The following is a 26,317-nucleotide window of genomic DNA, read 5'->3' as shown; positions in this document are numbered from 1 at the left end:
GCAGTCAGGAGTCAGCCGTTGCAGATCCAGGGTCATTACGAACTTCAATTCGAAGCAGTACGTGAAGCCTTTGCGGCGCTCTTTGACGACCCTCAGGAGCGCGGCGCTGCCTTGTGCATTCAGGTCGGCGGCCAGACCGTTATCGATCTGTGGGCGGGCACTGCCGACAAGGACGGTGCCGAGGCGTGGCACACCGACACTATTCTCAACCTGTTCTCTTGCACCAAGACCTTCACCAGTGTGGCGGTTCTGCAACTGGTCGAAGAGGGCAAGTTGCAACTGGACGAGCCCGTGGCCAGGCTCTGGCCCGAATTCGCCGCGGCGGGCAAGGCTTCCATCACTCTGCGCCAATTGCTCTGCCATCAGGCCGGCCTGCCCGCGGTGCGTGAACCGTTGCCCGCCGAAGCGCTTTACCAGTGGGACACCATGACCGCCGCCCTGGCAGCCGAAGAACCCTGGTGGACCCCGGGCCAGGGGCATGGTTATGCGGCGATCACCTATGGCTGGCTGGTGGGCGAGATGCTGCGCCGCGCCGATGGCCGAGGCCCGGGGGAGTCCATTGCGGCGCGTATTGCCCGCCCGCTGGGGCTGGATTTTCATGTGGGCCTGGCCGATGACCAGTTTCATCGCGTTGCCCACATCGCGCGTGGCAAAGGCAATGCCGGTGACGACGCTGCCCAGCGCGTGCTGCAGGCGACGATGCGCGAGCCGGCTTCGATCACCGCCAAGGCGTTCACCAACCCGCCGTCGATCATGACCAGCACCAACAAGCCGGAGTGGCGGCGCATGCAGCAACCGGCGGCCAACGGCCACGGCAATGCGCGCAGTCTTGCCGGTTTCTATAACGGTTTGCTCGATGGCAGCCTGCTTGAAGCAGACATGCTCAGCGAGCTGACCCGTGAACACAGTCTCGGTCAGGACAAGACATTACTGACCTCGACCCGTCTGGGGCTGGGCTGCATGCTCGATCAGCCAGGCGTTGCCAACGCGACTTACGGCCTGGGGCCCAAGGTCTTTGGCCATCCGGGGGCGGGCGGTTCGGTAGGGTTTGCCGATCCCGATCACGAGGTTGCCTTTGGCTTCGTTACCAATACGTTGGGGCCCTACATTCTGATGGACCCACGCGCTCAGAAAATGGTCGGGGTTCTGCGTGAGTGTTTGCAGTAAGTATCGGCTATAAGTGCTTGTTTCATACCGACTGTCAGTTAAATGGCTGTAACAGGAACCGTACGACGGTTTCTTTTTCCAACTGCATCTTTATGCATGTTATACCGGCGTAGTTACGTCCTTCTGTCTGATCAAAACCGTTGCGGGTTACCCATGTCGTCTAATAAAAGCCTCGTTCTCGCCCTGTGCATCGCCGTGACCGGCTGTGCCCAAACCCCACAATCCGACTCTGCTGCAACCGGAGGCCATTGGTGGCAGTTCGGTTCCGGCAGCGAGTCCGCTGACGCAGGCACCGCTGCCAAGGCTCCGGCACCGAGCCCGGCGCCCGCTCCGGTTGCCAAGGCTGCTGCAACGCCGCCACCTGCGACGGGTGCTGAAAACAGCGCGCCGTGGTACTGGCCGTTCGGCTCCAGCGACAGTGCTCAGGCCAAACCTGATGCCGTTGCCGACAAACCGGCAGCCAAGCCAGCGGCGCCGTCGATGGTCGCCAAGTCGGAAACCGACACCAAGTGGTGGTGGCCGTTTGGCAACGACTCCGCCAAGGACGAGCCTAAAGCGCTGCCGATGCCTGATCCGAAAGTGACCCAGGCGTGGCTGGACGAGTACGAGCCGCGCCTGCGCGCTGCAATCAAGGACAGCCCGTTCCAGCTGGAGCGCCGCGAAGACCTGCTGGCAATCACCGCGCCAGTCGACAGCTCGTTCAACCCTGACCGTCCAGCCATGCTGCTGCCCAACACGCTGGGTCCGATCACCCGTCTGGCCAAGGTGGTCGAAGGCGATCAGAAAACTGCCGTGTTGATTCTCGGTCATGCCGACACGTCGGGTCCTACCGACGCCAACCAGAAGATCAGCCAGGAACGCGCGCAGTCGGTTGCCGCGATTTTCCGTCTCAGTGGCCTGGAGCGTAACCGCCTCAGCCAGCGTGGCATGGGTGCGGTGATGCCGCGCGCCGCCAACGACAGCCTGCAGGGTCGTGCGCTCAACCGCCGGGTCGAGATTCTCATGACGCCGCAGGACACCATGCGCGCGCTGATGAGCCGCTATGCACTGCCGCCAGTGGCGCCGACCATGGTTGCTACCCAGGACGTCAAGCCGGTTGCTCCGGCACCTGCCGCCGCACCGGCCAAGAAAGCCGCTGCGAAGAAAGACACCGCCAAGAAAGCTGCACCGGCCAAGGCCAGCACCGCCAAGAAGGCCGCGCCAGCCAAGACCACCGCAGCGGCCAAGAAGCCGGCAGCGACCAAAGCGGCGGCCAAGGCTCCGGCCAAGAGCACAACGCCCGCCAAGAAGGATGACAGCCAGGCCAGTAACTAAGCCTGTCAGCACCCACGCGGATCGTCACTGACGCTTCGCGTGGAGTCGATCCGTGCCCTCGCAGGAACCAGACCATGACCCAGACCCTGGCCGATATGCGCCGTGATTACACGCGCGACGGGTTGACCGAAGCGCAATCGCCGGACGAGCCCTTTGCACTCTTCCATGTATGGTTCGCCGATGCGGTGAACACCGAGCAGCCGCCTGTCGAGGCTAACGCCATGACATTGGCGACGGTTGATGAGGAAGGACGTCCACATTGCCGCGTCTTGCTGCTCAAGGGCCTCGACACTCAGGGTTTCACGTTTTTCACCAACTACGAAAGCGCCAAGGGCCAGCAACTGGCTGCCCGTCCATTTGCCGCGATGACTTTCTTCTGGCCGACACTGGAGCGCCAGGTGCGTATCGAGGGGCGGGTCGAGAAAGTCTCTGCGCAAGAGTCCGACGCTTATTACCAGGTGCGCCCCCTGGGCAGTCGTCTGGGGGCATGGGCCTCGCCACAGAGTCGTGTAATCGCGGATCGCGACGAACTGGAAGGCCTGATCAGACAGACGGAACAACGCTTCGCAGACACCCAGCCACACTGCCCCGAGCACTGGGGTGGCTATCGTCTTTTGCCCGAGCGAATCGAGTTCTGGCAGGGTCGCTCCAGTCGACTTCACGACCGTTTGAACTATCGTTTGATAGACGACAGATGGACACGTGAGCGCCTTGCACCCTGATTGAATTATTCGTTTGGCCAATCGTCTGAGCGTTATACGGGCTATGGCTGTATGAGGCCTGAATCAATTTAATTTGCAGGCTCGGGGCCGTGACAGCACCTTTGTCGGGTAGTCTAATGGCCACTGATTCCTCTGGAGATTCCTTTTATGCGCAAGTCTGCTCTTCTGGTTGCTTCGTTCACTGCCATGGCTCTGACGCTGGGCGGCTGTACCTCGAATCTGACCGGTGATTCCTACTCCCGTGACGAGGCCCGGACCGTACAGACAGTTCGCATGGGGACGATCGAATCCTTGCGTCCGGTCAAGATCGAGGGCACCAAGACCCCGATCGGCGGCGCGGCGGGTGCAGTCGTTGGTGGTGTGGGCGGTAGCGCCATCGGCGGTGGTCGCGGCAGTATCGTGGCAGCGGTGATCGGCGCAGTGGCCGGTGGTTTGCTGGGTTCGGCGACCGAGGAAGGCCTGACCCGTACGCAAGGTGTCGAGATCACCGTGCGTGAGGACGACGGCAGCATGCGTGCCTACGTGCAGCAGGTTCAGGAAAACGAGATTTTCCGGGTCGGCGAGCGCGTGCGTATCATGAGCGTCAACGGCACCAGCCGCGTTACCCACTGATCTGCAACACCGCACAGCAAAACCCCGAGCCGCAATGCTCGGGGTTTTTTATTGGTGCGCCAGGCATGGCGCGTGAATATCGTACCAATGCTCTGCGTTGGCATGCAGTTCTGGACGCTCCGCGTCCGATCCTGACGGTGAACCGCAGCTTTTATGTGTGACGCGGCGCGTCACGAAATACATTCCCGCACGGATCGCGGGAACGATAGTCACCCTGGGCTCAGCCCTCGATCCCCAGCATGTCCCGCACCAGCGCTTCGGCCACCCGAATGCCGTCCACGCCAGCCGAGAGAATCCCGCCCGCATAGCCAGCGCCTTCACCGGCCGGGTAAAGGCCTTTGGTGTTCAGGCTCTGCATAGTCGGCCCGCGGGTAATGCGCAGCGGTGCCGAGGTACGGGTTTCGATGCCGGTCAGGACGGCGTCGTGCAGCGAGAAGCCTTTGATCTGCTTGTCGAACGCAGGCAGGGCTTCACGAATGGCTTCGATGGCAAAGGCGGGCAGAGCCTCGGCAAGGTCCACCAGCTTCACGCCCGGCTTGTAGGACGGTTCAACGCTGCCCAGGGCTGTCGAGGCCCTGCCGGCAATGAAGTCGCCGACCAGTTGCGCAGGGGCCTCGTAACTGCTGCCGCCGAGCAGATAGGCGTGAGACTCCAGACGCTCCTGCAATTCGATACCGGCCAGCGGGCTGCCCGGGTAGTCCTGTTCCGGCGAGATACCGACCACGATGCCCGAGTTGGCATTACGCTCGTTGCGCGAGTATTGGCTCATGCCGTTGGTGACCACTCGGCCGGGCTCTGACGTGGCTGCCACGACCGTGCCGCCAGGGCACATGCAGAAGCTGTAGACCGAGCGGCCGTTGCTGGCGTGGTGCACCAGTTTGTAATCGGCTGCGCCGAGCTTCGGGTGACCGGCATATTTGCCCAGTCGCGCACGGTCGATCAACGATTGCGGGTGTTCGATGCGGAAGCCCACCGAGAACGGCTTGGCTTCCATGAACACGCCACGGCCGTGCAGCATGCGGAAGGTGTCACGGGCACTGTGGCCCAGCGCCAGAATCACGTGCCGGGACTCGAGCTGTTCGCCGCTGTCCAGCTGCACGCCCAGCAATTGGCCGTCCTCGATCATCACGTCGGTCACGCGCTGCTGAAAGCGCACTTCGCCGCCCAGCGCTTCGATCTGATGGCGCATGTTCTCGACCACACCGGTCAGGCGGAACGTGCCGATATGCGGTTTGCTGACATAGAGGATTTCTTCCGGCGCGCCGGCCTTCACGAACTCGTGCAGCACCTTGCGGCCGATGAATTTCGGGTCCTTGATCTGGCTGTAAAGCTTGCCGTCGGAAAAGGTCCCGGCACCGCCCTCGCCAAACTGCACGTTGGACTCGGGGTTGAGTACGTTTTTGCGCCACAGCGCCCAGGTGTCCTTGGTGCGCTGACGAACTTCGGTGCCGCGCTCGAGGATGATCGGCTTGAAGCCCATCTGCGCCAGCAGCAGCCCGGCAAAGATACCGCAGGGCCCGAAACCCACCACGATCGGGCGCTCTGTCAGCCCCTCGGGAGCGTGACCGACGACTTTGTAGCTGACATCAGGTGCCGGGCCGACGTGGCGGTCGTTGGCCAGCTTGCGCAACAGTGCCTCTTCATCCTTGACCTGGAAGTCGATGGTGTAGATGAAGCACAGCTCGGAAGACTTTTTGCGCGCGTCGTAACTGCGTTTGAAGAGGGTAAAGTCCAGCAGTTCGCCGCTGTCGATACCCAGGTGCTTCAAGAGCGCAACGCGCAGGTCTTCTTCCGGATGATCGATCGGCAGCTTGAGTTCGGTGATTCGTAACATTAAGGGGTCCAGTTTTCGGGCCGCAGGTTCAGCCCGACAGCACTACAAGAACCGGCGATTATAAGCGCTGAACCCCTTTGGCGGCGAGCCTGGGCGATCAGTCGTCGCGTGAACCGCCGTAATAACCGCAGCCACGCTGGGCCTGGCCGTTGATGCGCAGCTCTGCGGTGAGGTGTTGCACCGAGCCGTCGACGCTGTCGACGCAGCGCTGTGGTGCGACCCATATCTCGATACGCTGGTTGTTGGCTTCGCTGCTGACGCTGAAACTGCCGTCCGGCAGCTTCTCTTCCACGTAGGGCAACGCCAGTGGCGCGACGCCCTCGCGCTCCAGAACCATGCCCTTGCCGCTGACATTGACGTTCCAGGCGGGTTTGTTGCCATTGACGTGCAATGTCAGGCGTTTGAAGTTGAGGTCTTCACAGGCCTGGCCTGGACGTTCGACGCGGTACAGCTGATGCAGGTCCAGCTGACCGTCACTGTTGGCCGCCTTGCTCGCGGCAAAGCTGCCGCGCAGATCGGCAAACACCGTGCCCTTGCTGTCCGCCAGCGAGGCCGCTTCCTGCAGAATGCCGGTGTTGCCGCGATCCTTGACCACGTAGCGACGCTGCTCGTTACACGGCTTGAACAGCAACTGGCCGTTCTCCCCGGTCAGATCGCCCTGCATACGGAGCATGCCCGCCGTGGAAACCTTCGGTTCCTCGGTCTGTTTACCGAGCAACTGACACCCGGCAAACAGCGGTAGAAGAGCAAATACGAGGACGGAACGGGCAGCAAACATGATGTGGTCTCCAGACAGGTGCCGCCACGTTACTCAGACTGGAGGTGCATCACAAGGGGCGGGATGCTTATCGCGCGAGCAGTGGCTTTGACTATCGTGCAGGCCTGACTCTGACAGTAGGAGCGAACGTGTTCGCGAAAGGGCCGTTTTGTTCGACGAAAATACATCGTTTAAACGAACGCCTTCGCGAACAGGCGAAGCGTCGGCCGATTCGCTCCTGCAAAACCGTTTCGGCCTCTCCGGACGTGGCGTGCGCTTAGCCGCCCAGATACGCGTCCCGCACTTTCGGATCGACCAGCAGTTCTTCGCCTGTGCCTTGCATGACCACGCGGCCGTTTTCCAGTACGTAGGCGCGATCAGCGACTTTCAGGGCCTGGTTGGCGTTCTGTTCGACCAGAAACACCGTCACCCCATCGCGGCGCAGCTGTTCGACGATCTCGAAAATCTGCTGGATGATGATCGGCGCCAGACCCAGTGAAGGCTCGTCCAGCAACAGCAGCTTGGGCTTGCTCATCAGTGCGCGACCGATGGCCAGCATCTGTTGTTCGCCACCGGACATGGTGCCGCCGCGCTGATTGAAGCGTTCCTTGAGGCGTGGAAAAAGCTGCAGGACCTTGTCCATCTGTTCCTGATAATCCTCCTTTTCCGTGAAGAAACCGCCCATTGCCAGGTTCTCTTCAACGGTCAGGCGCGCAAATACCCGGCGGCCTTCCGGCACCACGGCAATGCTCTTGCGCATGATGATCGACGACTCCAGCCCGACCAGTTCCTCGCCCATGTAGCGAATACTGCCGCTGTGGGCGCGCGGCGAGCCGCACAGGGTCATCAGCAGGGTGGACTTGCCCGCGCCGTTGGCGCCGATCAGGGTGACAATTTCACCCTGGCGTACTTCCACGTTGACGCTGTGCAGCGCCTGGATCTTGCCGTAGAAGGTGGAAACGTTTTCGAACTGCAGCATTTACGCTTCCCCCAGGTAGGCTTTGATCACATCGGGATTGTCACGAATCTGCTCCGGCGTGCCATCGGCCAGAGGCGTGCCCTGGTTGATCACCACAATGTGGTCGGAAATGCTCATCACCAGTTTCATGTCATGCTCGATCAGCAGGACCGTCGCGTTGTGCTCGCTGCGCAACACGCCGATCAGCGCTTTCAGATCATCGGTTTCCCTGGGGTTCAGACCCGCCGCCGGTTCGTCGAGCATCAGAATGCGCGGACGCGTCATCATGCAGCGGGCGATTTCCAGGCGGCGTTGCTGACCATAGGCCAGCGTCCCGGCAGGGCGATTGGCGAATTCACGCAGGTTGACCGCCTCAAGCCAGTGCTCGGCGTAGTCCATGGCTTCACGTTCGCTGCGGCGAAACGCGGGCGTCTTGAACAGGCCGGACAGGAAGTTGGTGTTCAAATGCCGGTGCTGGGCAACCAGCAGGTTTTCCACGGCGGTCATGTCCTTGAACAGGCGCACGTTCTGGAAGGTACGCACCACGCCCTTGCGCGCGATCTGGTGACCAGCCAGGCCCTGGATCGGCTCACCGTCCAGCAGAATCGTGCCCGCGCTCGGCCGGTAGAACCCGGTCAGGCAGTTGAAGACTGTGGTCTTGCCTGCGCCATTGGGGCCGATCATCGATACGACCTGCCCCTGATTGACGGTCAGGGCAACGCCATTGACCGCCAGCAGGCCGCCAAAACGCATGCTCAAGCCGGTGGCTTGCAGTAATGGGCGGCTCATTTCGGCAGCTCCGCTTTCAATTTCATTTCGGGGCGCTGCATCGGCAGGAAGCCTTGTGGACGCCAGATCATCATCAGCACCATCAGCGCGCCGAACATCAGCATGCGGTAGTCGCTGAACTCACGCATCAGCTCAGGCAACAGGATCATCACGATGGCCGCGAGAATCACGCCCAGTTGCGAGCCCATGCCACCCAGCACCACGATGGCCAGGATGATTGCCGACTCGATGAAGGTGAACGATTCCGGGGTGATCAGACCCTGACGTGCAGCAAAGAAGCTACCTGCGAAACCTGCGAACGCAGCGCCAAGGGTGAAGGCCGAGAGCTTGATCACGGTCGGGTTCAGACCCAGTGCGCGACAGGCGATTTCGTCTTCGCGCAAGGCTTCCCAGGCCCGGCCGATCGGCATGCGCAGCAGGCGATTGATGACGAACAACGCCGCCAGTGCCAGCAGCAGGGCGATCAGGTAGAGGAAGATGACCTTGTTGATCGAGTTGTACGGCAGGCCGAAGAACTCGTGGAAGGTCTGCATGCCTTCAGCAGCCTTGCGCTCGAAAGTCAGGCCGAAGAAGGTCGGCTTTTCGATGTTGCTGATGCCGTTCGGACCGCCGGTGATATCGGTCAGGTTGCGCAGGAAGATGCGGATGATCTCGCCGAACCCCAGCGTCACGATGGCCAGATAGTCGCCGCGCAGACGCAACACCGGAAAGCCCAGCAGGAACCCGAACAGCGCCGCCATCAGCCCCGCGATCGGCAGGCAGATCCAGAAGCCGAGCCCGTAATAGTGCGACAGCAGGGCATAGCTGTAGGCGCCGACCGCATAGAAACCGACATAGCCCAGGTCAAGCAGACCTGCCAGGCCGACCACGATATTCAGGCCGAGGCCGAGCATCACGTAGATCAGGATCAGCGTGGCAATGTCCACCGCACCGCGCGACCCGAAGAATGGCCAGATGAAGGCCAGCACGATGAGCGCCGCAAGGCCCCAGCGCTGGGTTTTCGGCTGGGTCAGGAAGTCGCTGGTTTTTTGCGGGATCAGCGGTTTGTCGGAGCCGCGACGCAGGCCGCTGATCTGCTCGGCAAACAATACGCGCAGAAACAGCAGGACCGAACACACGGCAATGATGGTCAGGGTCAGCGGGCTGGCGTTCTGCACTTGCAGGGTGACGCCGGAAAAGGCCAGTTTCAGGCCGAACACCGGGTAGGCTACAGCCCAGACCAGTGCGGCGCTGAACAGCGCCTGTTTGAAAGACTTGCTCATACTTTCTCAACCTCCGGACGACCCAGAATGCCGGTCGGTCGGAACAGCAGCACCAGGACCAGCAGGCCGAAAGCCACGACGTCCTTGTACTGATCACCAAAAATGTCGGCACCGAAGGCTTCGGCGACGCCCAGCACCAGACCACCGAGCACGGCACCCGGGATCGAACCGATACCGCCCAGTACTGCAGCCGTGAAGGCTTTCAGGCCGACGAGGAAGCCGGCGTTGGGGTTGATCACGCCGTATTGCATGCTCAGCAGCATGGCGGCGACGGCGGCCAGTGCAGCACCGACCACGAAGGTCAGGGCGATGATGTTGTTGGTGTTGATGCCCAGCAGATTGGCCATCTTCATGTCCTCGGCGCAGGCGCGGCAGGCGCGGCCCATTCGCGAGCGGGAGATGAACAGGGTCAGGCCGGTCATGGCCAGCAGGGTGACGACGAACACCACGATCTGCATGTAGGAAATCAGCACTTCCTCGGCGCCACCAGGCCCGAACGAGAGGCTGCCGGGCAGCAGGTTGGGGATGGCGAAGTTGCCGGAGCCCTGGGAAAGCTGGACCGAGTTCTGCAGAAAGATCGACATGCCGATGGCAGAAATCAGGGGGATCAGACGGTTGCTGTTGCGCAACGGACGGTAGGCCACACGCTCGATGCTGTATCCGTAGGCACTGGTCACGATGATCGCAGCGGCAAAACCGGCAATCATCAGCAGCGGCAGGCTGTGAATACCCAGCATCGCCAGACCGGCGAGTGCCATGAAAGCGACATAGGAACCGATCATGTACACCTCGCCATGGGCGAAGTTGATCATTCCGATGATGCCGTACACCATCGTGTAACCGATGGCGATCAATGCATACGTACTGCCAATGGTCAGGCCATTGACCAGCTGCTGCATGTAGTGGAATAACTCGGGCATTTACCGCGCTCCTAAAAACCTGATCTGCATTTCTCTGACGTGCGCCGGGGTGGCATTCTGTCGATGCGTAGCCTGTTGCGCTGTCAAGGAACCGCTATTGACGGTTTTAAGATTTTCAGGGGGCCTCGTGCATACAGTTCGGGTTGCCGAAACCTGCGTACGGGCCTGGATTCGTAAAACAAAGCCCACTGCGCTGGCAGTGGGCTTTGAGGGTTAACGCAAGCAGCTTATTTGGCGGCTTCGGTCTTGGGCTTGCCGAAGTGCCACTCGTAGACCACGAACTGGAAGTTCTTCAGGTCACCTTTTTCGTCGTAGCTCAGCTCGCCCATTGGCGTCTTGAAGGTACCGGCGTGGATGGCAGCAGCCACCTTGGTGGTGTCTTCGGACTTGGCGGCAGCGATGCCGTCAGCAATGACCTGTACGGCGGAGTAGGACGGGTACACGAACGGGCCGCTCGGGTCCTGACTCTTGGCCTTGAAGGCCTCGGTCAGCGCCTGGTTGGCCGGGTCCTGGTCGAAGGATTTTGGCAGGGTGACCAGCAGGCCTTCGGAAGCTTCGCCAGCAATTTGCGAGATCGACTCGTTGCCGACGCCTTCAGGGCCCATGAACTTGGCGTTCAGGCCTTTTTCCTTGGACTGGCGCAGGATCTGGCCCAGCTCAGGGTGGTAGCCGCCGTAGTAGACGAAGTCGACGTTGGCCTGCTTGAGTTTTTGAATCAGCGAGGAGAAGTCCTTGTCGCCAGCGTTGATGCCTTCGAACAGTGCAACCTTGACGCCTTTTTTCTCCAGCGTTTGCTTGACGGCTGTCGCGATACCTTCGCCGTACTGCTGCTTGTCGTGGATCACTGCAACGATTTTCGGCTTGGCGACGTCGGCAATGTAGTTGCCAGCGGCCGGACCCTGGGCGCTGTCGAGACCGATGGTGCGGAACACCAGTTTGTAGCCGCGCGCGGTGATTTCCGGGCTGGTGGCAGCCGGGGTCACCATGATGATGCCTTCGTCTTCGTAAACGTCGGAGGCTGGCTGGGCGGAGCTAGAGCAGAGGTGGCCGACCACGTATTTCACGCCGTCGTTGACCACCTTGTTGGCGACCGCAACGGCCTGTTTCGGATCGCAGGCGTCATCATATTCGACGGCTTCAAGCTTTTTGCCATCTACGCCGCCTTTGGCGTTGATCTGCTCGATGGCCATCCTGGCACCATTGAACTGCATGGTGCCGTATTCGGCGACAGGGCCGGTCTTGGGGCCGGCGATGCCGATCTTGATGGTGTCAGCTGCGAACGAATGGCTGGCAACCCCCGCCATAACCAGTGCGGCAAACAGCCTTGAAAGCTTATTGGTACCCTTAGTCATGATGCTCCACTCTTGCGTTGTAGTTTTTATAATCCTGATGGCCAAGGCTCCAGGACCGATTCGATCACCGGTTGTCCCGCACCGCCAACTGTACCGGAACAGTTTAGAGCGCCGTTCGCGGGCTTGGAAAGCCGGGCGTCCGGGGACAAACCTGTGCGTGTCGCCTAATCGAAAGAAAGTTACAGAATCGAACCGCTTGAGTGTCTGAAATCACTTCAGATCCATAAGGTTATCTGCACTTCCCTGCGATAAATCGCCTGCTTCTGGGCTTGCCGGTGGGAAACTCGGCGCTATCATTGCGCCGATTTTCTTTTTGGTGAAACCCATGACGCAAGAACCTAGCACCCTCTATGCCAAACTGCTTGGCGAAACGGCCTCAATCACCTGGACTGAATTGCAACCATTCTTTGCCAAGGGTGCCCTGTTGTGGGTCGAGCTGCCTCTGGATTTGATCGAAGTCGCCGAGGCAGTGGCCGAAAATGATGCAGCCAGGGTGTCTGCATGGCTGGCTGAAGGGCAGGTTGGCAAGGTGTCTGAAACCAAGGCGCTTGAGCTGGTGGAGACAGATCCAGTGCTGTGGGCTGTAGTAGTGGCACCCTGGGTATTGATTCAAAACAGGGCGCAGGAATGATTTGCGCACCAGTTGGGTGCCTTGCGGTTTTCGCGGGTGAGTTGGAAGGTAACTCTTTGGCAGCCCGCGTAGCGTAAAACCACACCTTTCGAGGTGGCGGTTTCAGCGGGCTGTGCTGGCTTTTCGGCGATGGTTCCATGCAGCGCCGCTTCAGGTGCGAACAGGTCTGTGACTGGCGAAATCGTCACTGTCAGACAGTTCGGCGAACACATCCGATGCTTCTGATATCCCGATGTCAGGTCCGTGGGCATACGGTGGTGGCAGGGCAGACCACTGCAAGCTGGCCTCACGCTCATTCATCTGTCTGGCGAGGGGCAGGATTCGCTCCAGCGGCTGAGGCCTGCTGAACATATAACCTTGTACGTAATCACTGCCAAACTGCCTGAGAAACTCCAGCTGAGCCTGGGTTTCGACGCCCTCCGTCACGACTTTCAAGCGCAGGGTATGCGCCATGACGAGGATTGCCTGAACGATTTCCATATCCTGCGGTGACTGGGGAATGTCGATAATGAACGAACGATCGATCTTCAGCGTGTCCAGTGGCAGCCGCTTGAGATAGGCGAGCGACGAGTAACCCGTGCCGAAGTCGTCGATCGACAGGGAAACACCCAGGCTGCGAATGTGCTTGAGCATCAGGATGGTGTTGCTGATGTTGCCCATCAAGGCATTTTCGGTGACCTCCAGTTCCAGCCGTCCAGGCGCTGCGTCAGCATCGGCCAGCGCCCGTTCAACCTCTTCGACCAACTCGTTGCGGCCCAGCGTCAGCGCTGAGCAGTTGACCGAGATGATCAGCTGTTCCAGCCCTTCCTGATGCAGAGTGCGCAGGTCGTGACAGGCGCGGCGCAGCACCCAGTTATCCAGCTCTGCAATCAGGCCGTTGGCTTCGGCAATGCCGATGAAGCGGGCGGGTACCAGCAGGCCGTGGTGCGGATGATTCCAGCGCACCAGCGCCTCGAGCTTGGCAACGTGGCCGGTGCGCATGTCGACGATAGGCTGGTAGTACACCTGCAGCCCCGTGCCTTCGCGCAGGGCATTGCGCAGTTCTTCTTCCAGTTGCAGCTCCAGACTGGCCTTGGTCTTGAGCGCCGGGTTGAAGAAGTTGACGCCGTTGCGCCCTTTGTCCTTGGACTGGTAGAGCGCGAGGTCCGCGTGCTTGAGCAGCTCATCGCAGGTCGAACCGTCACGCGGGAACACGGCAATACCGATACTGGTGGTCATGACCATGCGTCTTCCTGCCAGCGCGATGGTCTCTTTCATTTTTTGCATGACCCGATGGGCCAGGTGTCGTGCCTCTTCGTAGTCCGGAATGCTCAGCAGGATGCAGAATTCATCGCCGCCGAAGCGCGCTACCACGTCCTGAACCCGGGTAGCACCACGGATGCGGTCGGCTATCACTTTGAGCAGCTCGTCACCCGCATCATGGCCCAGGCTGTCATTGATGCGCTTGAAGTGGTCGATGTCGAGGAACATCACTGCGAGCATGCCGTTGTTGTAAGTGTGCTCCTGCAGCTTCTCGGCGAAGATCTGATTGAAACCGCGGCGGTTGATCAGATTGGTCAGCGGGTCGTAATGCGCAACCTGCTGAAGCGAGACGCGTGCCTGATCCAGCTGGGTAAGCAGTGCATTGACCCGCTGCAGGTCATGCTCCTTGCCTTGCAGTTTCTTGTCAGCCATTGCCGCACTGATGCTGCCGGCGATGATCAGCAGGGCGATGGCCGCGATGGTCAGCCCCAGCTGTTGGCTGTTTTCGGTGGCGGGCCCGTGCAGCTCAGTGCCTTCCGGGATCACCAGCCGCAGCGCCTTCATGCCCATCAGGTGCATGGTCAACAGGCCCGCGCCCAGCAGAAGGCTGACCGCATATCGGAACATCTGATGAAACATGCCGTTGTACTGGCGCAAGTGCCGCGGCAGTGTCAGGAGCGCAATGCTGGAGAGGACTGCGACCAGAATCGACAGGGCGAACATCCGCGGCTCGTAGTACTGCGTGGCAGTGGAGCGCATGGCCGACATGCCCAGGTAGTGCATGACGCTGATGCCGACCCCCATCACCACCGCGCTGATCAGGCAGCGTCTCAGAGTCAGTTCCGGGACTGTCAGTGCTCGCATGGCCACCAATGCGGTAATCAATACGATCAGCAGGGAAATCAGCGTGATGGAGAGGTCGTAAGCGATTTTGAGCGGTGCCTGAAAGGCCAGCATGCTGATGAAGTGCATCGCCCACACGCCACCGGCCAGGCACAACGCGCCCAGCGCTTTCCAGAGGCGACGGCTTTTGAGGGCGTCGACCTGGATGACACGGTCCGCAATATCCAGCGTGGCAAAGCACGCAGCACAGGCCACGCCGTAAGCCAGCGCGACCAGAAACAGGTTGTGACTACAGTCGATCAATAATTTCACGTCCGCTGGTGGGTCAGCGAATACGTTCAAACCCAGCCAATCCATAGCTTGCCCTATTCTCACTGCAAGGGCGCCAGGGCTGAAAGCCTGGCGTTGTAAGCTGAGTATAGAAGCTGTTTACAACCTGCCAATACACGAGGTGCCAATTTGGCATCAAAGTGATGGCTGGCGCGTTTGGACGCTATGATTGGGAGGACGCAGAGCGTCCGGAAAGACATACCCACGCGGAGCATGGGCACGATAGGGGGTGTTGCGGATATCGGGAACAGGCGCACGATAGGGGGTGTTGCGGATATCGCGGAGCATGGGCTTGGTTACGGTACACATCGTTCCTCACGCTCCAGCGTGGGAATGCCTTTCATGACGCTCTGCGTCATAGCCTGAGCAGGAGCGCCATGCCCATGCGGTGCATGGGCGTGGCAGGCGGGTGTGTAACCGGCCTCAGCCTGCGACCAGTACCCGGATCGCTTCCAGACGCAGGGCCGCTTTTTCAAGCATGGCCAGACCCTGTTCACGTTGAGTGCGCAGAGCCACCAGTTCACTGTCGCGCACGGTCGGGTTGACCGCTTGCAATGCCGTCAGGCGGGCCAGTTCTTCTTCGGTGTCGGCTGCCAGGCGACGCTGCGCTTCGGCGACGCGCTCGGCGTGTTTCGGCATGATTTTCTCTTCGCCCGCGTTGATCCTCGGGGTCAGTTGGTCACGTTGGGCCTGGATGAACTTGTTGGCGCTGGCACGGGGCACGCTTTCGAGCTGATCATTGAGCGTGTTGAACGACACACGGCTGGCCAGATCGTTGCCATTCGGGTCGAGCAGGCAGCGCAGCGCGGCAGGCGGCAGATAACGTCCCAGCTGCAGTGAACGAGGCGCAACCACTTCGCTGACGTAGATCAGTTCGAGCAGAACGGTGCCCGGCTTGAGCGCCTTGTTCTTGATCAGTGCCACGGCGGTGTTGCCCATCGAACCGGACAGCACCAGGTCCATGCCGCCTTGCACCATCGGGTGTTCCCAGGTGATGAACTGCATATCCTCGCGGGACAGCGCCTGATTGCGGTCGTAGGTAATGGTCACGCCTTCGTCGTCGCCCAGCGGGAAGCTGGCGTCGAGCATCTTTTCACTCGGTTTGAGGATCAGGGCGTTTTCCGAATGGTCCTCGCTGTCGATGCCAAACGCGTCGAACAGGGTTTCCATGTAGATCGGCAGGCTGAACTGATCGTCCTGATCGAGGATTGCTTCGACCAGCGCTTCACCTTCGCCAGCGCCGCCGGAATTGAGCTCCAGCAAGCGGTCGCGACCGGTGTGCAGTTCGCTTTCCAGACGCTCGCGTTCGCTGCGGGCTTCATTGATCAGGGTTTGCCACTCGTCGTCGTCACCGCTTTCCAGCAGCGGCAGCAGGCGCGGGCCGAACTGATGCTGCAGGGCGTTGCCGGTCGGGCAGGTATTGAGGAACGCGTTGAGCGCTTCGTGATACCACTGGAACAGGCGGGCCTGCGGACTGGTTTCCAGGAAAGGCACGTGCAGCTCGATGGTGTGCTTCTGGCCGATCCGGTCCAGACGCCCGATACGCTGCTCCAGCAAGTCCGGGTGCGACGGCAGATCGAACAGGACCAGATGGTGGGAGAACTGGAAGTTGCGGCCTTCGCTGCCGATTTCCGAACAGATCAGCACCTGGGCGCCGAACTCTTCGTCCGCAAAATAGGCCGCGGCACGGTCGCGCTCGAGAATGTTCATGCCTTCGTGGAACACCGTGGCAGGAATGCCGGAACGCACACGCAGCGCGTCTTCCAGGTCCATGGCGGTTTCGGCGTGGGCACAGATCACCAGCACCTTGACGCGCTTGAGCATTTTCAGGGTATCGATCAGCCAGTCGATGCGTGGGTCGAAGCGCCACCAGCGCTCTTCTTCACTGACGTCCGAATGCGACTGGAAGCTGACTTCCGGGTAAAGATCGGCGTGCTCGCCGACCGGCAATTCGAGGTATTCGACAGGGCAGGGCAGCGGGTATTGATGCAGCTTGCGCTCCGGGAAGCCCTGCACCGCGGCGCGGGTGTTGCGGAACAGCACGCGGCCGGTGCCATGACGGTCGAGCAGTTCGCGAATCAGACGCGATTTGGCTTCTTCGTCGCCGGTATTCACCGCGGCCAGCAGCGAATCGCCTTCGGCACCCAGGAAGCCGTGAATGGTCTCTTGTGCTGCTGCGGACAGCTTGCCCTTGTCGAGCAGCTCCTGAACGGCCTGAGCCACCGGGCGATAGTTCTCGCTCTCGGCACGGAAGGCCTTGAGGTCGTGGAAACGGTTCGGGTCCAGCAGGCGCAGACGGGCAAAGTGGCTGTCCTGGCCCAGTTGTTCCGGCGTCGCGGTCAGCAGCAGTACGCCAGCAATGACTTCGGCCAGCTGTTCGACCAGCGAATATTCGCGGCTGGCCTTGTCTTCGTGCCAGACCAGGTGGTGCGCTTCGTCAACCACCATCAGGTCCCAGCCTGCCGCAAACAGGGCGTCCTGGGCTTTTTCGTCTTCCACCAGCCATTCCAGGGCAACCAGCGCGAGCTGGGTATCTTCGAACGGGTTGCCGGCATCGCTTTCCATGAAGCGCTCGGCGTCGAACAGTGCGACCTGCAGGTTGAAGCGGCGACGCATTTCCACCAGCCACTGGTGCTGGAGGTTTTCCGGGACCAGGATCAGTACGCGGCTGGCGCGGCCCGACAGCAGTTGGCGATGGATCACCAGGCCGGCTTCGATGGTTTTACCCAGGCCCACTTCGTCGGCCAGCAGAACGCGTGGCGCGATGCGATCTGCAACTTCACGAGCGATGTGCAACTGGTGGGCGATAGGCTGTGCGCGCACGCCACCCAGGCCCCAGAGCGAGGACTGCAATTGGCGGCTGGTATGCTCGAGCGTGTTGTAGCGCAGCGAGAACCACGACAACTGGTCGATCTGGCCGGCGAACAGACGGTCGGTCGCCAGGCGGAACTGGATGAAGTTCGACAACTGGGTTTCCGGCAGCGTGACCAGTTCGTTCTGTGCGTTCAGGCCGTGGTAGACCAGCAGGCCATCGACATCGTCGACTTCGCGAACGGTCATTTTCCAGTTTTCGAAGTGCGTGATCACGTCGCCAGGGGAGAAGCGCACGCGGGTCAGCGGCGCGTTACGCAGTGCGTACTGACGTGTTTCGCCAGTGGCCGGATAGAGCACGGTCAACAAGCGGCCGTCCTGTGCCAGAACGGTGCCCAAACCCAGCTCGGCTTCGCTGTCACTAATCCAGCGTTGCCCCGGTTGATACTGCTGCGCCATGCTGCCTGTCTCCCGCTTGAAAAAGCTGAGTATGTTAACGGAACGCGCCCCGAAGGCCAAAGGCGGCGTGAAAAAACTCATGGTCAGCGCCGGAACCTATCGAATTTTTGGTTCCATGACACTTATTTCACTGAGAGGGGTCAAAAAAGATCTTATAAACCACTACTGGCTATTTCAGCCCGGTTCAAGTTGCCTCGTGCACGGCCGACACCCCGGTAAGAGGAGATAAAACCATGCTGCAACCTATGCTTCCGTTAAGTGTGGTGCCTGTGACATCACAGCTGGATCCGGCCAAACGCATGCCGGACATTCCGCCTGTAGCGCCGGTTCAGCAGAGCTCCAGCGAGACTTCCATCGACCTGCGCAATGAAGATACTGAGCGCAGCGCGTTGCTGTTGCGTGAAGAGCAACAGCGCCAGCAGCAACAGCAGCAGGCTCATGGCGGCGCAGAAGCCGAGGAATACGTGGGGCTGGTGGTCCCGGGTGACTCGCTGAACGCCGACAACACCGTACCCGTCGTACCGCTCATCGACGATGAGCCGCGCCAGGGGCTTTGGGTGGATATTCAGATCTGATCGCTGCACTGCCCATGTCTGTGCGGGTCACGGGACTGGTCAGGGCTGCCGCGATTGAGCATTATTGGTCCTGATTCCCCGTGTTCGAGAACCGCAAGCCATGAGCGACGATGCACAACTGATCGACCTGGGTGCCGAGCGCGCCAGGCGTATCCACGATCTGAATGACAAGCGCCTCAATGAAGTACGCAATGCCTTCGAGCAGGCCATGCCGTTGGGCAAGCCGAAAAAGTCCGGCAAAAAGCCTAAAAAGCGCTGATCCCGCCGCCACACCCTTGATCTGATCAGTTTGGTTTTACAACAGCTGATCTGGATCAACTCGTCTTTATGCACGCTGCCTTAATCTTGCTCCATCGAATGCGCTGCGGGCGGACACGCGCCTCCCGCATTCAATGAGCACGCAAGGCACTTGGGGCGACTTCGGTCGCCCTTTTTTTCGTCTGCATGCCGCGCCCTGCATCGAGCGCCGCGCGCTATCAGCTCACGGTTTTGGCGCCGGCATTGGCCAGGTCATAGGCTCTGGCGGCTTCGGCGGTCTTGATGTCGCGCTGATAGCTCGGCGTCCAGGCGGTCACGGGTGACTTCTGGGTGAAGCTGACATTGCTGCCGATGTCCTTGAAGTGCGCATCGCCATAGTCATCCAGCACGCCGGAGTTGCTGGCCTTGTCGGAAACATCCACGCCTTTCGCGAAATAGTTGTCCTGCGAAAGGATGGTCGCATCCCCCGTCGCGGTGAAGCCAAGATGGAAGTTGTCGATCGAGTTGTTGAGCACATCAAATTGCCCATGACGCATCAGGCCGGGTGCGCGAACATCAAGGTTGCTGAACACATTGTTGGCGATGGTCATGCGCGGGTAACCCTTGTACTCGGCCTTGGCTTGAGCGGAGTCGTCCGGCTGACCAAGAATCACGCCGTATTCGTTGTTCTGGAATTTAGAGTTGGTCAGGCTGACGTTGTCTGCCGTCCCGCCGACATACAGCAGCTTGTCCAGGCCTTTGGCGTTCTGATCCTTGGTGCCTGAATAGGTGTTGTGGTCGATCCAGTATTTCTGACCGCTGCTGATGAACATCTGCATGTCACCGTTTTCGCGATAACGGCTGTCGTGGTCGAAGTTCAGGTTCTGGAAGATGTCATTGCTGGCGGTCTTGCCGCTGGCCAGGTAGATGTTGTGCAGGCTGTTGCCCTTGTCGGTGCCCAGCAGGGTCTTGTTGGCGCCAAAGTTGATGGTCACCTTGCTGTCGGCAGACAGGTTGGCCCCCAGTTTGACGGTGCGGGCTTTGTCGTCCTCCATGTACTTCTTGAGGTCCGCCACGGTATTGACCGTGACGACTTCGCCGCCGTTACCGCCGGTGGTGTTGGCCTCTTTGGCGAAACCCATGATGCCGGACATGTCCGCGCCCTGGCCATGCGCGGCCGGGGTCGCGGTTTTGGCTGCGTTAACCGTGTTATCGGGTTTGGCGGTGGTGTCCGTCGAAGTTTTCGGCAGCGCAAGGTCATGGACCACTGCCGGGTTTACCGCATCGGGTCTGGCGGGTGTCTTGTCTGGGGTGGCACTGCTTCGCTCGGTCGTCCGGGGTGCTGTTTGTGACGGCGCAGCGGACGTCGGCTCTGTATTCTTTTGCAGTGATACAGGTTTTTCTGAAGGGTGATCGTTCTGCACCACAAAGGGTTTTTCTGCGTTGCCCTGAGGTGTTGAAGGCGGCGACGAGGAAGGGGAGGCGGAAGAGGGCGATTGAGCGAGCGTCGGCGTCTGATCGCGTTGAGGCTGTGCAGGCCCAGAGCCGTTGTGTAGATTTCCTTCCAGCAGCGAGAGCAGGTTGTTGAGGATGTTGCGGATCGCTTGCACAAGTTTGTTCAGTACCTGCTCACCGTTGCCACCCGGCATATTTGAAGACGTGTTCGTGTCAGTCGGCTGGACTCTGGAGCCCAAGGTATTCAGCGAGGAGTGCGGGCCATTGGCCTGCTGTGTCAGGCCGAAGTCGATCAGGTTGCTATTGTGGCCCGGCTTGATGCCCTGGCCTTGAGGCGGCAGTTGATCGGTCTGTGCCGGGGCGTCCTGCGCAGGAATCCCGGAGACGGGGTAGTAGTTTCTGTTGATCGTATTCATGGCTGATTTCCCCGCCTGTGGGATGAACAATTCGTGACCCGGATAAGGGAGCGCTACTGGTTCCCTGAGTGGAAAGCGCAGAAAAGCAGTTCCGGATGCATCATGAATTTTTTGTTCAGGCCACTGGCGAGTCGGGCGTGCGCGCTGCGTGGCGCACGCCCGTGCGCGGTATCAGCCGAAAGTGATCTCGGGCAATACGGTCAGGTCGACGGTCTGCTGCTTGCGCGGGGCGAGAATCTCGGCTTCGCCGTCTACAACCAGCTCATCGTTCTGATTGAAAACGCGGGTGGCGATGCGCACGCGGAACTTCGGCAGTTTTTCCAGGATTTCCAGGCGCACAGTCAGGGTATCGCCCAGTTTTACCGGCTTGAGGAAGGTCATCTGCTGACCGATATAGATGGTGCCGGGGCCAGGCAACTCGCACGCAACCGCCGCGCTGATCAGCGCGCCGCTGAACATGCCGTGGGCAATGCGCTCCTTGAACATGGTCTTGGCGGCGTATTCGGCGTCCAGGTGGACCGGGTTGTGGTCACCGGACATGGCGGCGAACAGTTGAATATCACGCTCTTCCACTGTCTTGCTGTAGCTGGCGGTCTGACCGACTTCAAGGGCTTCGTAAGGCGTGTTGGTGACTTGAGTCATGTGGCTGTCCTGACAATAAAAATGAATTGAAGCGCGCCGGTTCGTGCAATCCGACCTGGCCTCGATTTGTAACACTTGATGACCTGTCGCCGCCAATGCGCGGACAAGATCATTCAGACGCTTGCTGGCGCTCCCCGGATCACATTCAAGGCAAATAATAAGCAAACGTTGTGTGAATACAGCTATTGCGCTATCGGGCAAGTGTCTTTGCCAGCCCGATTGCCTTGGGCAGTGTATCGCCGGCGACGGATTTCAGTCTGAACAGAGACAAGATTCATGCTGCTGATGAGGCCCGGACGATTATTTGCCTGCGGCACTTTAACTGCTAACGTCCGCCCAGACCTATGCAGGGAAAAAGGATAAAAATAATGCAAGCTGACTTCTGGGATGACAAGCGTCCGGCGGGTGTCGACGCCGAGGTGGATCTGCAGACCTACCAATCGGTCGTCGATGTGTTCGAGCGCTGCTGCAGGAAATTCGCCGACCGACCTGCGTTCAGCAACATGGGCGTGACGCTGACCTACGCGGAGCTCGAGCGTCACTCTGCCGCCTTCGCCGCGTATTTGCAGCAGCACACGCAACTGGTGCCGGGTGACCGCATTGCCGTACAGATGCCCAATATCCTGCAGTATCCGATCGCCGTATTCGGTGCGATGCGTGCCGGTCTGACGGTGGTCAATACCAACCCGCTGTACACCGCGCGCGAGATGCGCCATCAATTCAAGGACTCCGGTGCCCGGGCGCTGGTTTACCTCAACCTGTTCGGCAAGCTGGTGCAGGAAGTGCTGCCGGACACGGCCATCGAATACCTGATCGAAGTGAAAATGGGCGACATGCAGTCGGCGGCCAAGGGCTGGCTGGTCAATACCATCGTCGACAAGGTCAAGAAGATGGTCCCTGAATTCCATCTGCCTCAGGCCGTCGGCTTCAAGCGGGCGCTGCGCCTGGGGCGTGACAGCCGCATGCAGGTCGTACCGCGAGGTCTGCAGGATGTTGCCGTTCTGCAGTACACCGGTGGCACCACGGGGCTGGCCAAGGGCGCGATGCTCACCCATGGCAATCTGGTCGCCAACATGCAGCAGGTCTATGCCTGCATGCGTCAGCAAGGGCCGCAAGGCGGATCGCTGTTTGAAGAAGGCAAAGAGGTGATGATCGCGCCGCTGCCGCTCTATCACATCTACGCGTTTACGGCGAACTGCATGTGCATGATGATCAGTGGCAATCACAACATCCTGATTACCAACCCTCGCGATATCGGCGGCTTCATCAAGGAGCTGGGCAAGTGGCAGTTCACTGCCATGATCGGCCTCAACACACTGTTCGTGGCGCTCATGAACCATCCGGAATTCAAAAAACTGGATTTCTCGGCGCTGAAAAGCACCAACTCCGGCGGCACTGCACTGGTCAAGGCCACGGCCGAGCGCTGGGCGCAGATCACCGGCTGCACGATCGTCGAAGGGTACGGCCTGACCGAGACGTCGCCTGTTGCCAGTGCCAATCCCTACGGCGCGCTGGCGCGTCTGGGAACCGTGGGTATTCCCGTGCCCGGCACCGCCATGAAAGTCATCGATGACAATGGCGTCGAGTTGCCTTTCGGCGAGCGTGGCGAGCTGTGCATCAAGGGGCCGCAGGTCATGAAAGGCTACTGGAACCAGCCTGATGCCACGGCCGAGTGCCTGGATGCCGAAGGCTGGTTCAAGACCGGTGATATTGCCGTGATTGGCGCTGACGGGTTTGTCAGTATCGTCGACCGCAAGAAAGACCTGATCATCGTGTCCGGTTTCAACGTCTACCCCAACGAAATCGAAGACGTGGTCATGGCTCATCCGAAAGTCGCCAACTGCGCCTGTATCGGCGTGCCGGACGAGCGCTCGGGGGAGGCTGTGAAGCTGTTCGTGGTGGCGCGAGACCCGGGGCTGAGCATTGAAGAGCTCAAGGCCTTCTGCAAAGAGAATTTCACCGGCTACAAGGTGCCCAGGCAGATCGTTCTGCGTGATTCATTGCCGATGACCCCGGTGGGCAAGATTCTGCGCCGCGAGCTTCGTGACATCGCCTGACCCTTTAATCGTCTCCATCTGTGTACCTGGCCCCGTTCGCAGACCGCTGCAAACGGGGTCGATTTTTTTCGGAAACAGGCGATTATGCTGACTGGCCGCTCTGGTCCGGTGCTTTTGAGGCAGTGATGAGGTTTTTATTAAATGCATTAAAAGTGACCAGATGTGATTTTCTGGTCTTATTGGTGACTGTGCGGCCTGCTTCTGCCTCTAGTCGACGTTTGGCAAAGCTGCTACTCTCGGCGCGCTTTTTGATCAGTCATAAAGCGGAAAAAGCGTCTACTGCATAATTCCAAGCACAAGAAAATCATCGCTTCAGGCGATGTGAAGAATTCGCTATCGCTACGGAGCCGACTGAATGATTGATAACTTCTGGAAGGACAAGTACCCGTCCGGTATCCCTGCCGATATCAACCCCGACGAGTACCCTAACGTCCAGGCGGTCCTGAAGCAGTCCTGCCAGCGCTTCGCCGACAAGCCGGCGTTCAGCAATCTGGGCAAGACCATCACCTACGGTGAGCTGTATGAGCTGTCCGGCGCGTTTGCCGCCTGGATTCAGCAACATACCGACCTGCAGCCGGGCGACCGTATCGCCGTGCAGCTCCCCAACGTATTGCAGTACCCGATTGCCGTCTTCGGTGCGATTCGCGCCGGGCTGATCGTGGTCAACACCAACCCGCTGTACACCGCGCGGGAAATGGAACACCAGTTCAATGACTCCGGTGCCAAGGCGCTGGTGTGTCTGGCAAACATGGCCCATCTGGCCGAGAAGGTCGTACCCAGGACGCAGATCAGGCAGGTGATTGTCACCGAAGTGGCCGACATGCTGTCACCGTTCAAGCGCTTGCTGATCAACAGCGTCATCAAGTACGTGAAGAAAATGGTTCCGGCCTATCACTTGCCCAAGGCCATCAAATTCAACGATGTGCTGGGCAAGGGCCGTGGTCAGCCAGTGACCGACGTGTCGCCCGGCAGCGTCGACGTTGCCGTGCTGCAGTACACCGGCGGCACCACCGGGGTGGCCAAGGGGGCAATGCTGACGCACCGCAACCTGATCGCCAACATGCTGCAATGCCGGGCGCTGATGGCGTCCAACCTGGACGAAGGCTGTGAAATCATCATCACGCCGCTGCCGCTGTATCACATCTACGCCTTCACCTTTCATTGCATGGCGATGATGCTGCTTGGCAATCACAACATCCTGATCAGCAACCCGCGTGACCTGCCGGCCATGGTCAAGGAACTTTCGAAATGGAAGTTCAGCGGCTTTGTCGGTCTTAACACGCTGTTCGTGGCCCTGTGCAATAGCGACGGCTTCCGCAACCTCGATTTCTCGGCGTTGAAAGTCACCTTGTCCGGCGGCATGGCCTTGCAGCAGGCCGCCGCCGAGCGCTGGAAGCAGGTGACGGGCTGCCAGGTCTGCGAAGGCTATGGCATGACCGAGACCAGTCCGGTGGCCACGGTCAATCCTTCTCAGTACGTGCAGATGGGCAGCATCGGCATTCCCGTGCCGTCGACCCTGTGCAAGGTCATCGACGATGCGGGCAATGAGCTGGCATTCGGTGAAACCGGCGAGCTGTGCATCAAGGGGCCGCAGGTCATGAAAGGCTACTGGCAGCGCCAGGAAGCGACCGATGAAATGATCGACAGCGAAGGCTGGCTGAAGACCGGCGACATCGCGATCATCCAGCCTGACGGCTACATCCGGATTGTCGATCGCAAGAAAGATATGATCCTGATCTCCGGTTTCAATGTGTACCCCAACGAACTGGAAGACGTACTGGCGACACTTCCCGGTGTGCTTCAGTGCGCCGCGATCGGCGTACCGGACGAGAAGTCGGGCGAGACCATCAAGGTCTTCGTGGTGGCCAAACCCGGCGTTACCCTGACCAAGGAACAGGTCATGGCGCACATGCGCGCCAACCTGACCGGCTACAAAGTGCCGCGCAGCGTCGAATTCCGCGACGTGCTGCCAACCACCAACGTCGGCAAGATCCTGCGTCGCGAGCTGCGTGACGAGGAACTGAAGAAACTGGGTGTGAAGAAGTAAGAGCAGGCCCGAAACCGGATTGACGTTCATTTCCACGCCAGGCGCTCATCGTTATATAAAAATCTCGATGAGTGCAGAGCAGGGCTTTTGTAGGAGCGAACTTGTTCGCGAAGACGGTGCGTCCATGCGATGCATTTTCAGCGATTGGACTGACCCTTTCAGATCGCGATAGCGCTCGCCCCACGCATAGCCACGAGAAGTGTTCTCCCGGACACCTCTCGTTCCTCACGCTCCGCATGTGAATGCCTTTCCTGACGCTCTGCGTCCTGTCCGAGCGTGTTGCAGGATGCCGATGTGTAATGCAGATGCACTGCACCTCAAGGGCCAAGCCTGCCTTTGGCCGAATCATAAATATTCCCGCGCTCGCGCTTGCCTACCGCAACGACGGTTACCACTACCCTATCTTCCTCGACTCGATAGACGAGTCGGTATCCTGCACTGCGCAGTTTGATTTTGTAATGATCTGGCATGCCATGAAGCGCATCGCCTGGAATTCTTGGTAGTCCGAGTCGTTCGAGAAGCTTTTTCTTGAGCTGAACACGGATGGTATGGCCCAGTTTTTCCCACTCCTTCAAGGCCGAGGGCAGAAATTCAAGCTTAAAGGTCATCTATATCTACCGACACCGGCTTTTCATGTTGGCGAGATTTGATCAGCTCGGCCAGATCAAGGTCATCAAGCCTCTCCATCATTGCTTCAAACACCTCGGCAGGGACCATGTAGCCCATGACTTTATTGTGATTAAGGACGGCCACAGGTAAACCATGAGCGCCACTCAGGACCGCTGACGGATTTTTCTTGAGTTCAGAGACGCTGACCGCGACATCTGCAAGGATGCGTTGCATGATTTAGGACTCCAGTTAGTGCTCTATTTTGGTCTTTTTTGA

Annotated in this window: 22 protein-coding genes and 1 pseudogene; 9 read left to right on the top strand and 14 right to left on the bottom strand. The window is 59.7% G+C overall.

Annotation, left to right across the window (positions count from 1 at the left end; translation table 11 throughout):
- Nucleotides 1–18 precede the first annotated feature (18 nt).
- The 4 genes from KUIN1_RS19975 (at nt 19) to KUIN1_RS19955 (ending at nt 3,815) form a co-directional block, all read left to right on the top strand.
- Nucleotides 19–1,167: a serine hydrolase domain-containing protein gene (locus KUIN1_RS19975; RefSeq protein ID WP_152092219.1), complete on the top strand. Its 1,149-nt coding sequence runs from the start codon at nt 19–21 to the stop codon at nt 1,165–1,167.
- Between the two features lie 153 nt (nt 1,168–1,320).
- The gene (locus KUIN1_RS19965) at nt 1,321–2,481 is read left to right on the top strand and encodes an OmpA family protein (protein WP_011268698.1); all 1,161 of its coding nucleotides are present in this window, start codon (nt 1,321–1,323) and stop codon (nt 2,479–2,481) included.
- A gap of 74 nt (nt 2,482–2,555) precedes the next feature.
- Complete coding sequence (gene pdxH / locus KUIN1_RS19960) at nt 2,556–3,203, top strand: pyridoxamine 5'-phosphate oxidase (RefSeq protein ID WP_152092218.1); 648 nt, start codon at nt 2,556–2,558, stop codon at nt 3,201–3,203.
- 147 nt (nt 3,204–3,350) lie between these two features.
- On the top strand, nt 3,351–3,815 hold the full coding sequence (locus tag KUIN1_RS19955) for a glycine zipper 2TM domain-containing protein (RefSeq protein WP_003314430.1): 465 nt from the start codon (nt 3,351–3,353) through the stop codon (nt 3,813–3,815).
- Between the two features lie 220 nt (nt 3,816–4,035).
- Here KUIN1_RS19955 and KUIN1_RS19945 read toward each other — a convergent pair whose 3' ends face one another.
- The 8 genes and pseudogenes from KUIN1_RS19945 to KUIN1_RS28100 all read right to left on the bottom strand — a co-directional run.
- A complete protein-coding gene (locus tag KUIN1_RS19945) occupies nt 4,036–5,649 on the bottom strand; it encodes an NAD(P)/FAD-dependent oxidoreductase (RefSeq protein WP_003402342.1) in 1,614 nt (537 codons plus the stop codon).
- Nucleotides 5,650–5,746: 97 nt separating this feature from the next.
- Nucleotides 5,747–6,427, bottom strand: coding sequence for a COG3650 family protein (locus tag KUIN1_RS19940; RefSeq protein ID WP_003314432.1), 681 nt, complete (start codon nt 6,425–6,427; stop codon nt 5,747–5,749).
- Between the two features lie 256 nt (nt 6,428–6,683).
- Nucleotides 6,684–7,385 carry an ABC transporter ATP-binding protein gene (locus KUIN1_RS19935; RefSeq protein ID WP_003402343.1) on the bottom strand — a complete coding sequence of 234 codons (702 nt, stop codon included), beginning with the start codon at nt 7,383–7,385 and terminating at the stop codon, nt 6,684–6,686.
- Nucleotides 7,386–8,153, bottom strand: coding sequence for a high-affinity branched-chain amino acid ABC transporter ATP-binding protein LivG (livG, locus tag KUIN1_RS19930; protein ID WP_011268695.1), 768 nt, complete (start codon nt 8,151–8,153; stop codon nt 7,386–7,388).
- Nucleotides 8,150–9,415: a high-affinity branched-chain amino acid ABC transporter permease LivM gene (locus tag KUIN1_RS19925; RefSeq protein WP_011268694.1), complete on the bottom strand. Its 1,266-nt coding sequence runs from the start codon at nt 9,413–9,415 to the stop codon at nt 8,150–8,152. The genes livG and KUIN1_RS19925 overlap by 4 nt, the downstream gene beginning before the upstream one ends.
- Complete coding sequence (gene livH / locus KUIN1_RS19920; RefSeq protein WP_011268693.1) at nt 9,412–10,335, bottom strand: high-affinity branched-chain amino acid ABC transporter permease LivH; 924 nt, start codon at nt 10,333–10,335, stop codon at nt 9,412–9,414. The genes KUIN1_RS19925 and livH overlap by 4 nt, the downstream gene beginning before the upstream one ends.
- 227 nt (nt 10,336–10,562) lie before the next feature.
- Nucleotides 10,563–11,687, bottom strand: a complete 1,125-nt coding sequence (locus KUIN1_RS19915; protein ID WP_011268692.1) for a branched-chain amino acid ABC transporter substrate-binding protein — start codon at nt 11,685–11,687, stop codon at nt 10,563–10,565.
- A gap of 75 nt (nt 11,688–11,762) precedes the next feature.
- Nucleotides 11,763–12,014, bottom strand: a pseudogene (locus KUIN1_RS28100) (hypothetical protein); the annotation flags it as partial.
- Between KUIN1_RS28100 and KUIN1_RS19905 the strand changes: the two are divergent.
- Nucleotides 12,013–12,318: a DUF2288 domain-containing protein gene (locus KUIN1_RS19905; protein ID WP_011268691.1), complete on the top strand. Its 306-nt coding sequence runs from the start codon at nt 12,013–12,015 to the stop codon at nt 12,316–12,318. The pseudogene KUIN1_RS28100 and the gene KUIN1_RS19905 overlap by 2 nt on opposite strands.
- 150 nt (nt 12,319–12,468) lie before the next feature.
- Here the strand turns inward: KUIN1_RS19905 and KUIN1_RS19900 are convergent, their stop codons facing one another.
- A complete protein-coding gene (locus KUIN1_RS19900; RefSeq protein ID WP_103714870.1) occupies nt 12,469–14,760 on the bottom strand; it encodes a putative bifunctional diguanylate cyclase/phosphodiesterase in 2,292 nt (763 codons plus the stop codon).
- 396 nt (nt 14,761–15,156) lie between these two features.
- Nucleotides 15,157–18,003 carry an RNA polymerase-associated protein RapA gene (gene rapA, locus KUIN1_RS19890; RefSeq protein ID WP_152092217.1) on the bottom strand — a complete coding sequence of 949 codons (2,847 nt, stop codon included), beginning with the start codon at nt 18,001–18,003 and terminating at the stop codon, nt 15,157–15,159.
- 233 nt (nt 18,004–18,236) lie between these two features.
- Here rapA and KUIN1_RS19885 point away from each other — a divergent pair, with 233 nt between their 5' ends.
- Nucleotides 18,237–18,578 carry a hypothetical protein gene (locus KUIN1_RS19885; RefSeq protein ID WP_003402362.1) on the top strand — a complete coding sequence of 114 codons (342 nt, stop codon included), beginning with the start codon at nt 18,237–18,239 and terminating at the stop codon, nt 18,576–18,578.
- A gap of 100 nt (nt 18,579–18,678) precedes the next feature.
- Nucleotides 18,679–18,837 carry a hypothetical protein gene (locus KUIN1_RS19880; protein WP_003402363.1) on the top strand — a complete coding sequence of 53 codons (159 nt, stop codon included), beginning with the start codon at nt 18,679–18,681 and terminating at the stop codon, nt 18,835–18,837.
- 217 nt (nt 18,838–19,054) lie between these two features.
- Here the strand turns inward: KUIN1_RS19880 and KUIN1_RS19875 are convergent, their stop codons facing one another.
- Nucleotides 19,055–20,686, bottom strand: coding sequence for a pectate lyase family protein (locus KUIN1_RS19875; protein WP_148193625.1), 1,632 nt, complete (start codon nt 20,684–20,686; stop codon nt 19,055–19,057).
- A gap of 171 nt (nt 20,687–20,857) precedes the next feature.
- Nucleotides 20,858–21,328: a MaoC family dehydratase gene (locus KUIN1_RS19870; RefSeq protein ID WP_003402365.1), complete on the bottom strand. Its 471-nt coding sequence runs from the start codon at nt 21,326–21,328 to the stop codon at nt 20,858–20,860.
- Between the two features lie 368 nt (nt 21,329–21,696).
- Between KUIN1_RS19870 and fadD2 the strand changes: the two genes are divergently transcribed.
- Together fadD2 and fadD1 are read left to right on the top strand one after the other, a co-directional pair.
- On the top strand, nt 21,697–23,385 hold the full coding sequence (gene fadD2 / locus KUIN1_RS19860) for a long-chain-fatty-acid--CoA ligase FadD2 (protein ID WP_024640260.1): 1,689 nt from the start codon (nt 21,697–21,699) through the stop codon (nt 23,383–23,385).
- 355 nt (nt 23,386–23,740) lie between these two features.
- Complete coding sequence (fadD1, locus tag KUIN1_RS19850) at nt 23,741–25,432, top strand: long-chain-fatty-acid--CoA ligase FadD1 (protein ID WP_011268682.1); 1,692 nt, start codon at nt 23,741–23,743, stop codon at nt 25,430–25,432.
- Between the two features lie 317 nt (nt 25,433–25,749).
- On the opposite strand, the gene KUIN1_RS19845 is transcribed toward fadD1, so the two are convergent.
- The gene (locus tag KUIN1_RS19845; RefSeq protein WP_011268681.1) at nt 25,750–26,040 is read right to left on the bottom strand and encodes a type II toxin-antitoxin system RelE family toxin; all 291 of its coding nucleotides are present in this window, start codon (nt 26,038–26,040) and stop codon (nt 25,750–25,752) included.
- Nucleotides 26,030–26,275, bottom strand: a complete 246-nt coding sequence (locus tag KUIN1_RS19840) for a type II toxin-antitoxin system Phd/YefM family antitoxin (protein ID WP_152092216.1) — start codon at nt 26,273–26,275, stop codon at nt 26,030–26,032. The genes KUIN1_RS19845 and KUIN1_RS19840 overlap by 11 nt, the downstream gene beginning before the upstream one ends.
- Nucleotides 26,276–26,317 lie beyond the last annotated feature (42 nt).

The organism is Pseudomonas sp. KUIN-1, from assembly GCF_009176725.1.
Classification (GTDB): Bacteria; Pseudomonadota; Gammaproteobacteria; order Pseudomonadales; family Pseudomonadaceae; genus Aquipseudomonas; species Aquipseudomonas fragariae.
The sequence above is the reverse complement of the archived record's forward strand: the minus strand, read 5'-3'. Positions and strand labels throughout refer to the sequence as shown.

Bases quoted from the DNA above. Each gene is read 5' to 3' on its own strand.
- pdxH (WP_152092218.1), top strand. From the start codon at position 2,556: ATGACCCAGACCCTGGCCGATATGCGCCGTGATTACACGCGCGACGGG.
- KUIN1_RS19945 (WP_003402342.1), bottom strand. From the start codon at position 5,649: ATGTTACGAATCACCGAACTCAAGCTGCCGATCGATCATCCGGAAGAA.
- KUIN1_RS19940 (WP_003314432.1), bottom strand. From the start codon at position 6,427: ATGTTTGCTGCCCGTTCCGTCCTCGTATTTGCTCTTCTACCGCTGTTT.
- KUIN1_RS19880 (WP_003402363.1), top strand. From the start codon at position 18,679: ATGAGCGACGATGCACAACTGATCGACCTGGGTGCCGAGCGCGCCAGG.
- KUIN1_RS19955 (WP_003314430.1), top strand. From the start codon at position 3,351: ATGCGCAAGTCTGCTCTTCTGGTTGCTTCGTTCACTGCCATGGCTCTG.
- KUIN1_RS19905 (WP_011268691.1), top strand. From the start codon at position 12,013: ATGACGCAAGAACCTAGCACCCTCTATGCCAAACTGCTTGGCGAAACG.
- fadD1 (WP_011268682.1), top strand. From the start codon at position 23,741: ATGATTGATAACTTCTGGAAGGACAAGTACCCGTCCGGTATCCCTGCC.
- KUIN1_RS19870 (WP_003402365.1), bottom strand. From the start codon at position 21,328: ATGACTCAAGTCACCAACACGCCTTACGAAGCCCTTGAAGTCGGTCAG.
- KUIN1_RS19935 (WP_003402343.1), bottom strand. From the start codon at position 7,385: ATGCTGCAGTTCGAAAACGTTTCCACCTTCTACGGCAAGATCCAGGCG.
- KUIN1_RS19965 (WP_011268698.1), top strand. From the start codon at position 1,321: ATGTCGTCTAATAAAAGCCTCGTTCTCGCCCTGTGCATCGCCGTGACC.
- KUIN1_RS19840 (WP_152092216.1), bottom strand. From the start codon at position 26,275: ATGCAACGCATCCTTGCAGATGTCGCGGTCAGCGTCTCTGAACTCAAG.
- KUIN1_RS19925 (WP_011268694.1), bottom strand. From the start codon at position 9,415: ATGAGCAAGTCTTTCAAACAGGCGCTGTTCAGCGCCGCACTGGTCTGG.
- KUIN1_RS19875 (WP_148193625.1), bottom strand. From the start codon at position 20,686: ATGAATACGATCAACAGAAACTACTACCCCGTCTCCGGGATTCCTGCG.
- KUIN1_RS19900 (WP_103714870.1), bottom strand. From the start codon at position 14,760: ATGGATTGGCTGGGTTTGAACGTATTCGCTGACCCACCAGCGGACGTG.
- livH (WP_011268693.1), bottom strand. From the start codon at position 10,335: ATGCCCGAGTTATTCCACTACATGCAGCAGCTGGTCAATGGCCTGACC.
- fadD2 (WP_024640260.1), top strand. From the start codon at position 21,697: ATGCAAGCTGACTTCTGGGATGACAAGCGTCCGGCGGGTGTCGACGCC.
- KUIN1_RS19885 (WP_003402362.1), top strand. From the start codon at position 18,237: ATGCTGCAACCTATGCTTCCGTTAAGTGTGGTGCCTGTGACATCACAG.
- livG (WP_011268695.1), bottom strand. From the start codon at position 8,153: ATGAGCCGCCCATTACTGCAAGCCACCGGCTTGAGCATGCGTTTTGGC.
- rapA (WP_152092217.1), bottom strand. From the start codon at position 18,003: ATGGCGCAGCAGTATCAACCGGGGCAACGCTGGATTAGTGACAGCGAA.
- KUIN1_RS19845 (WP_011268681.1), bottom strand. From the start codon at position 26,040: ATGACCTTTAAGCTTGAATTTCTGCCCTCGGCCTTGAAGGAGTGGGAA.
- KUIN1_RS19915 (WP_011268692.1), bottom strand. From the start codon at position 11,687: ATGACTAAGGGTACCAATAAGCTTTCAAGGCTGTTTGCCGCACTGGTT.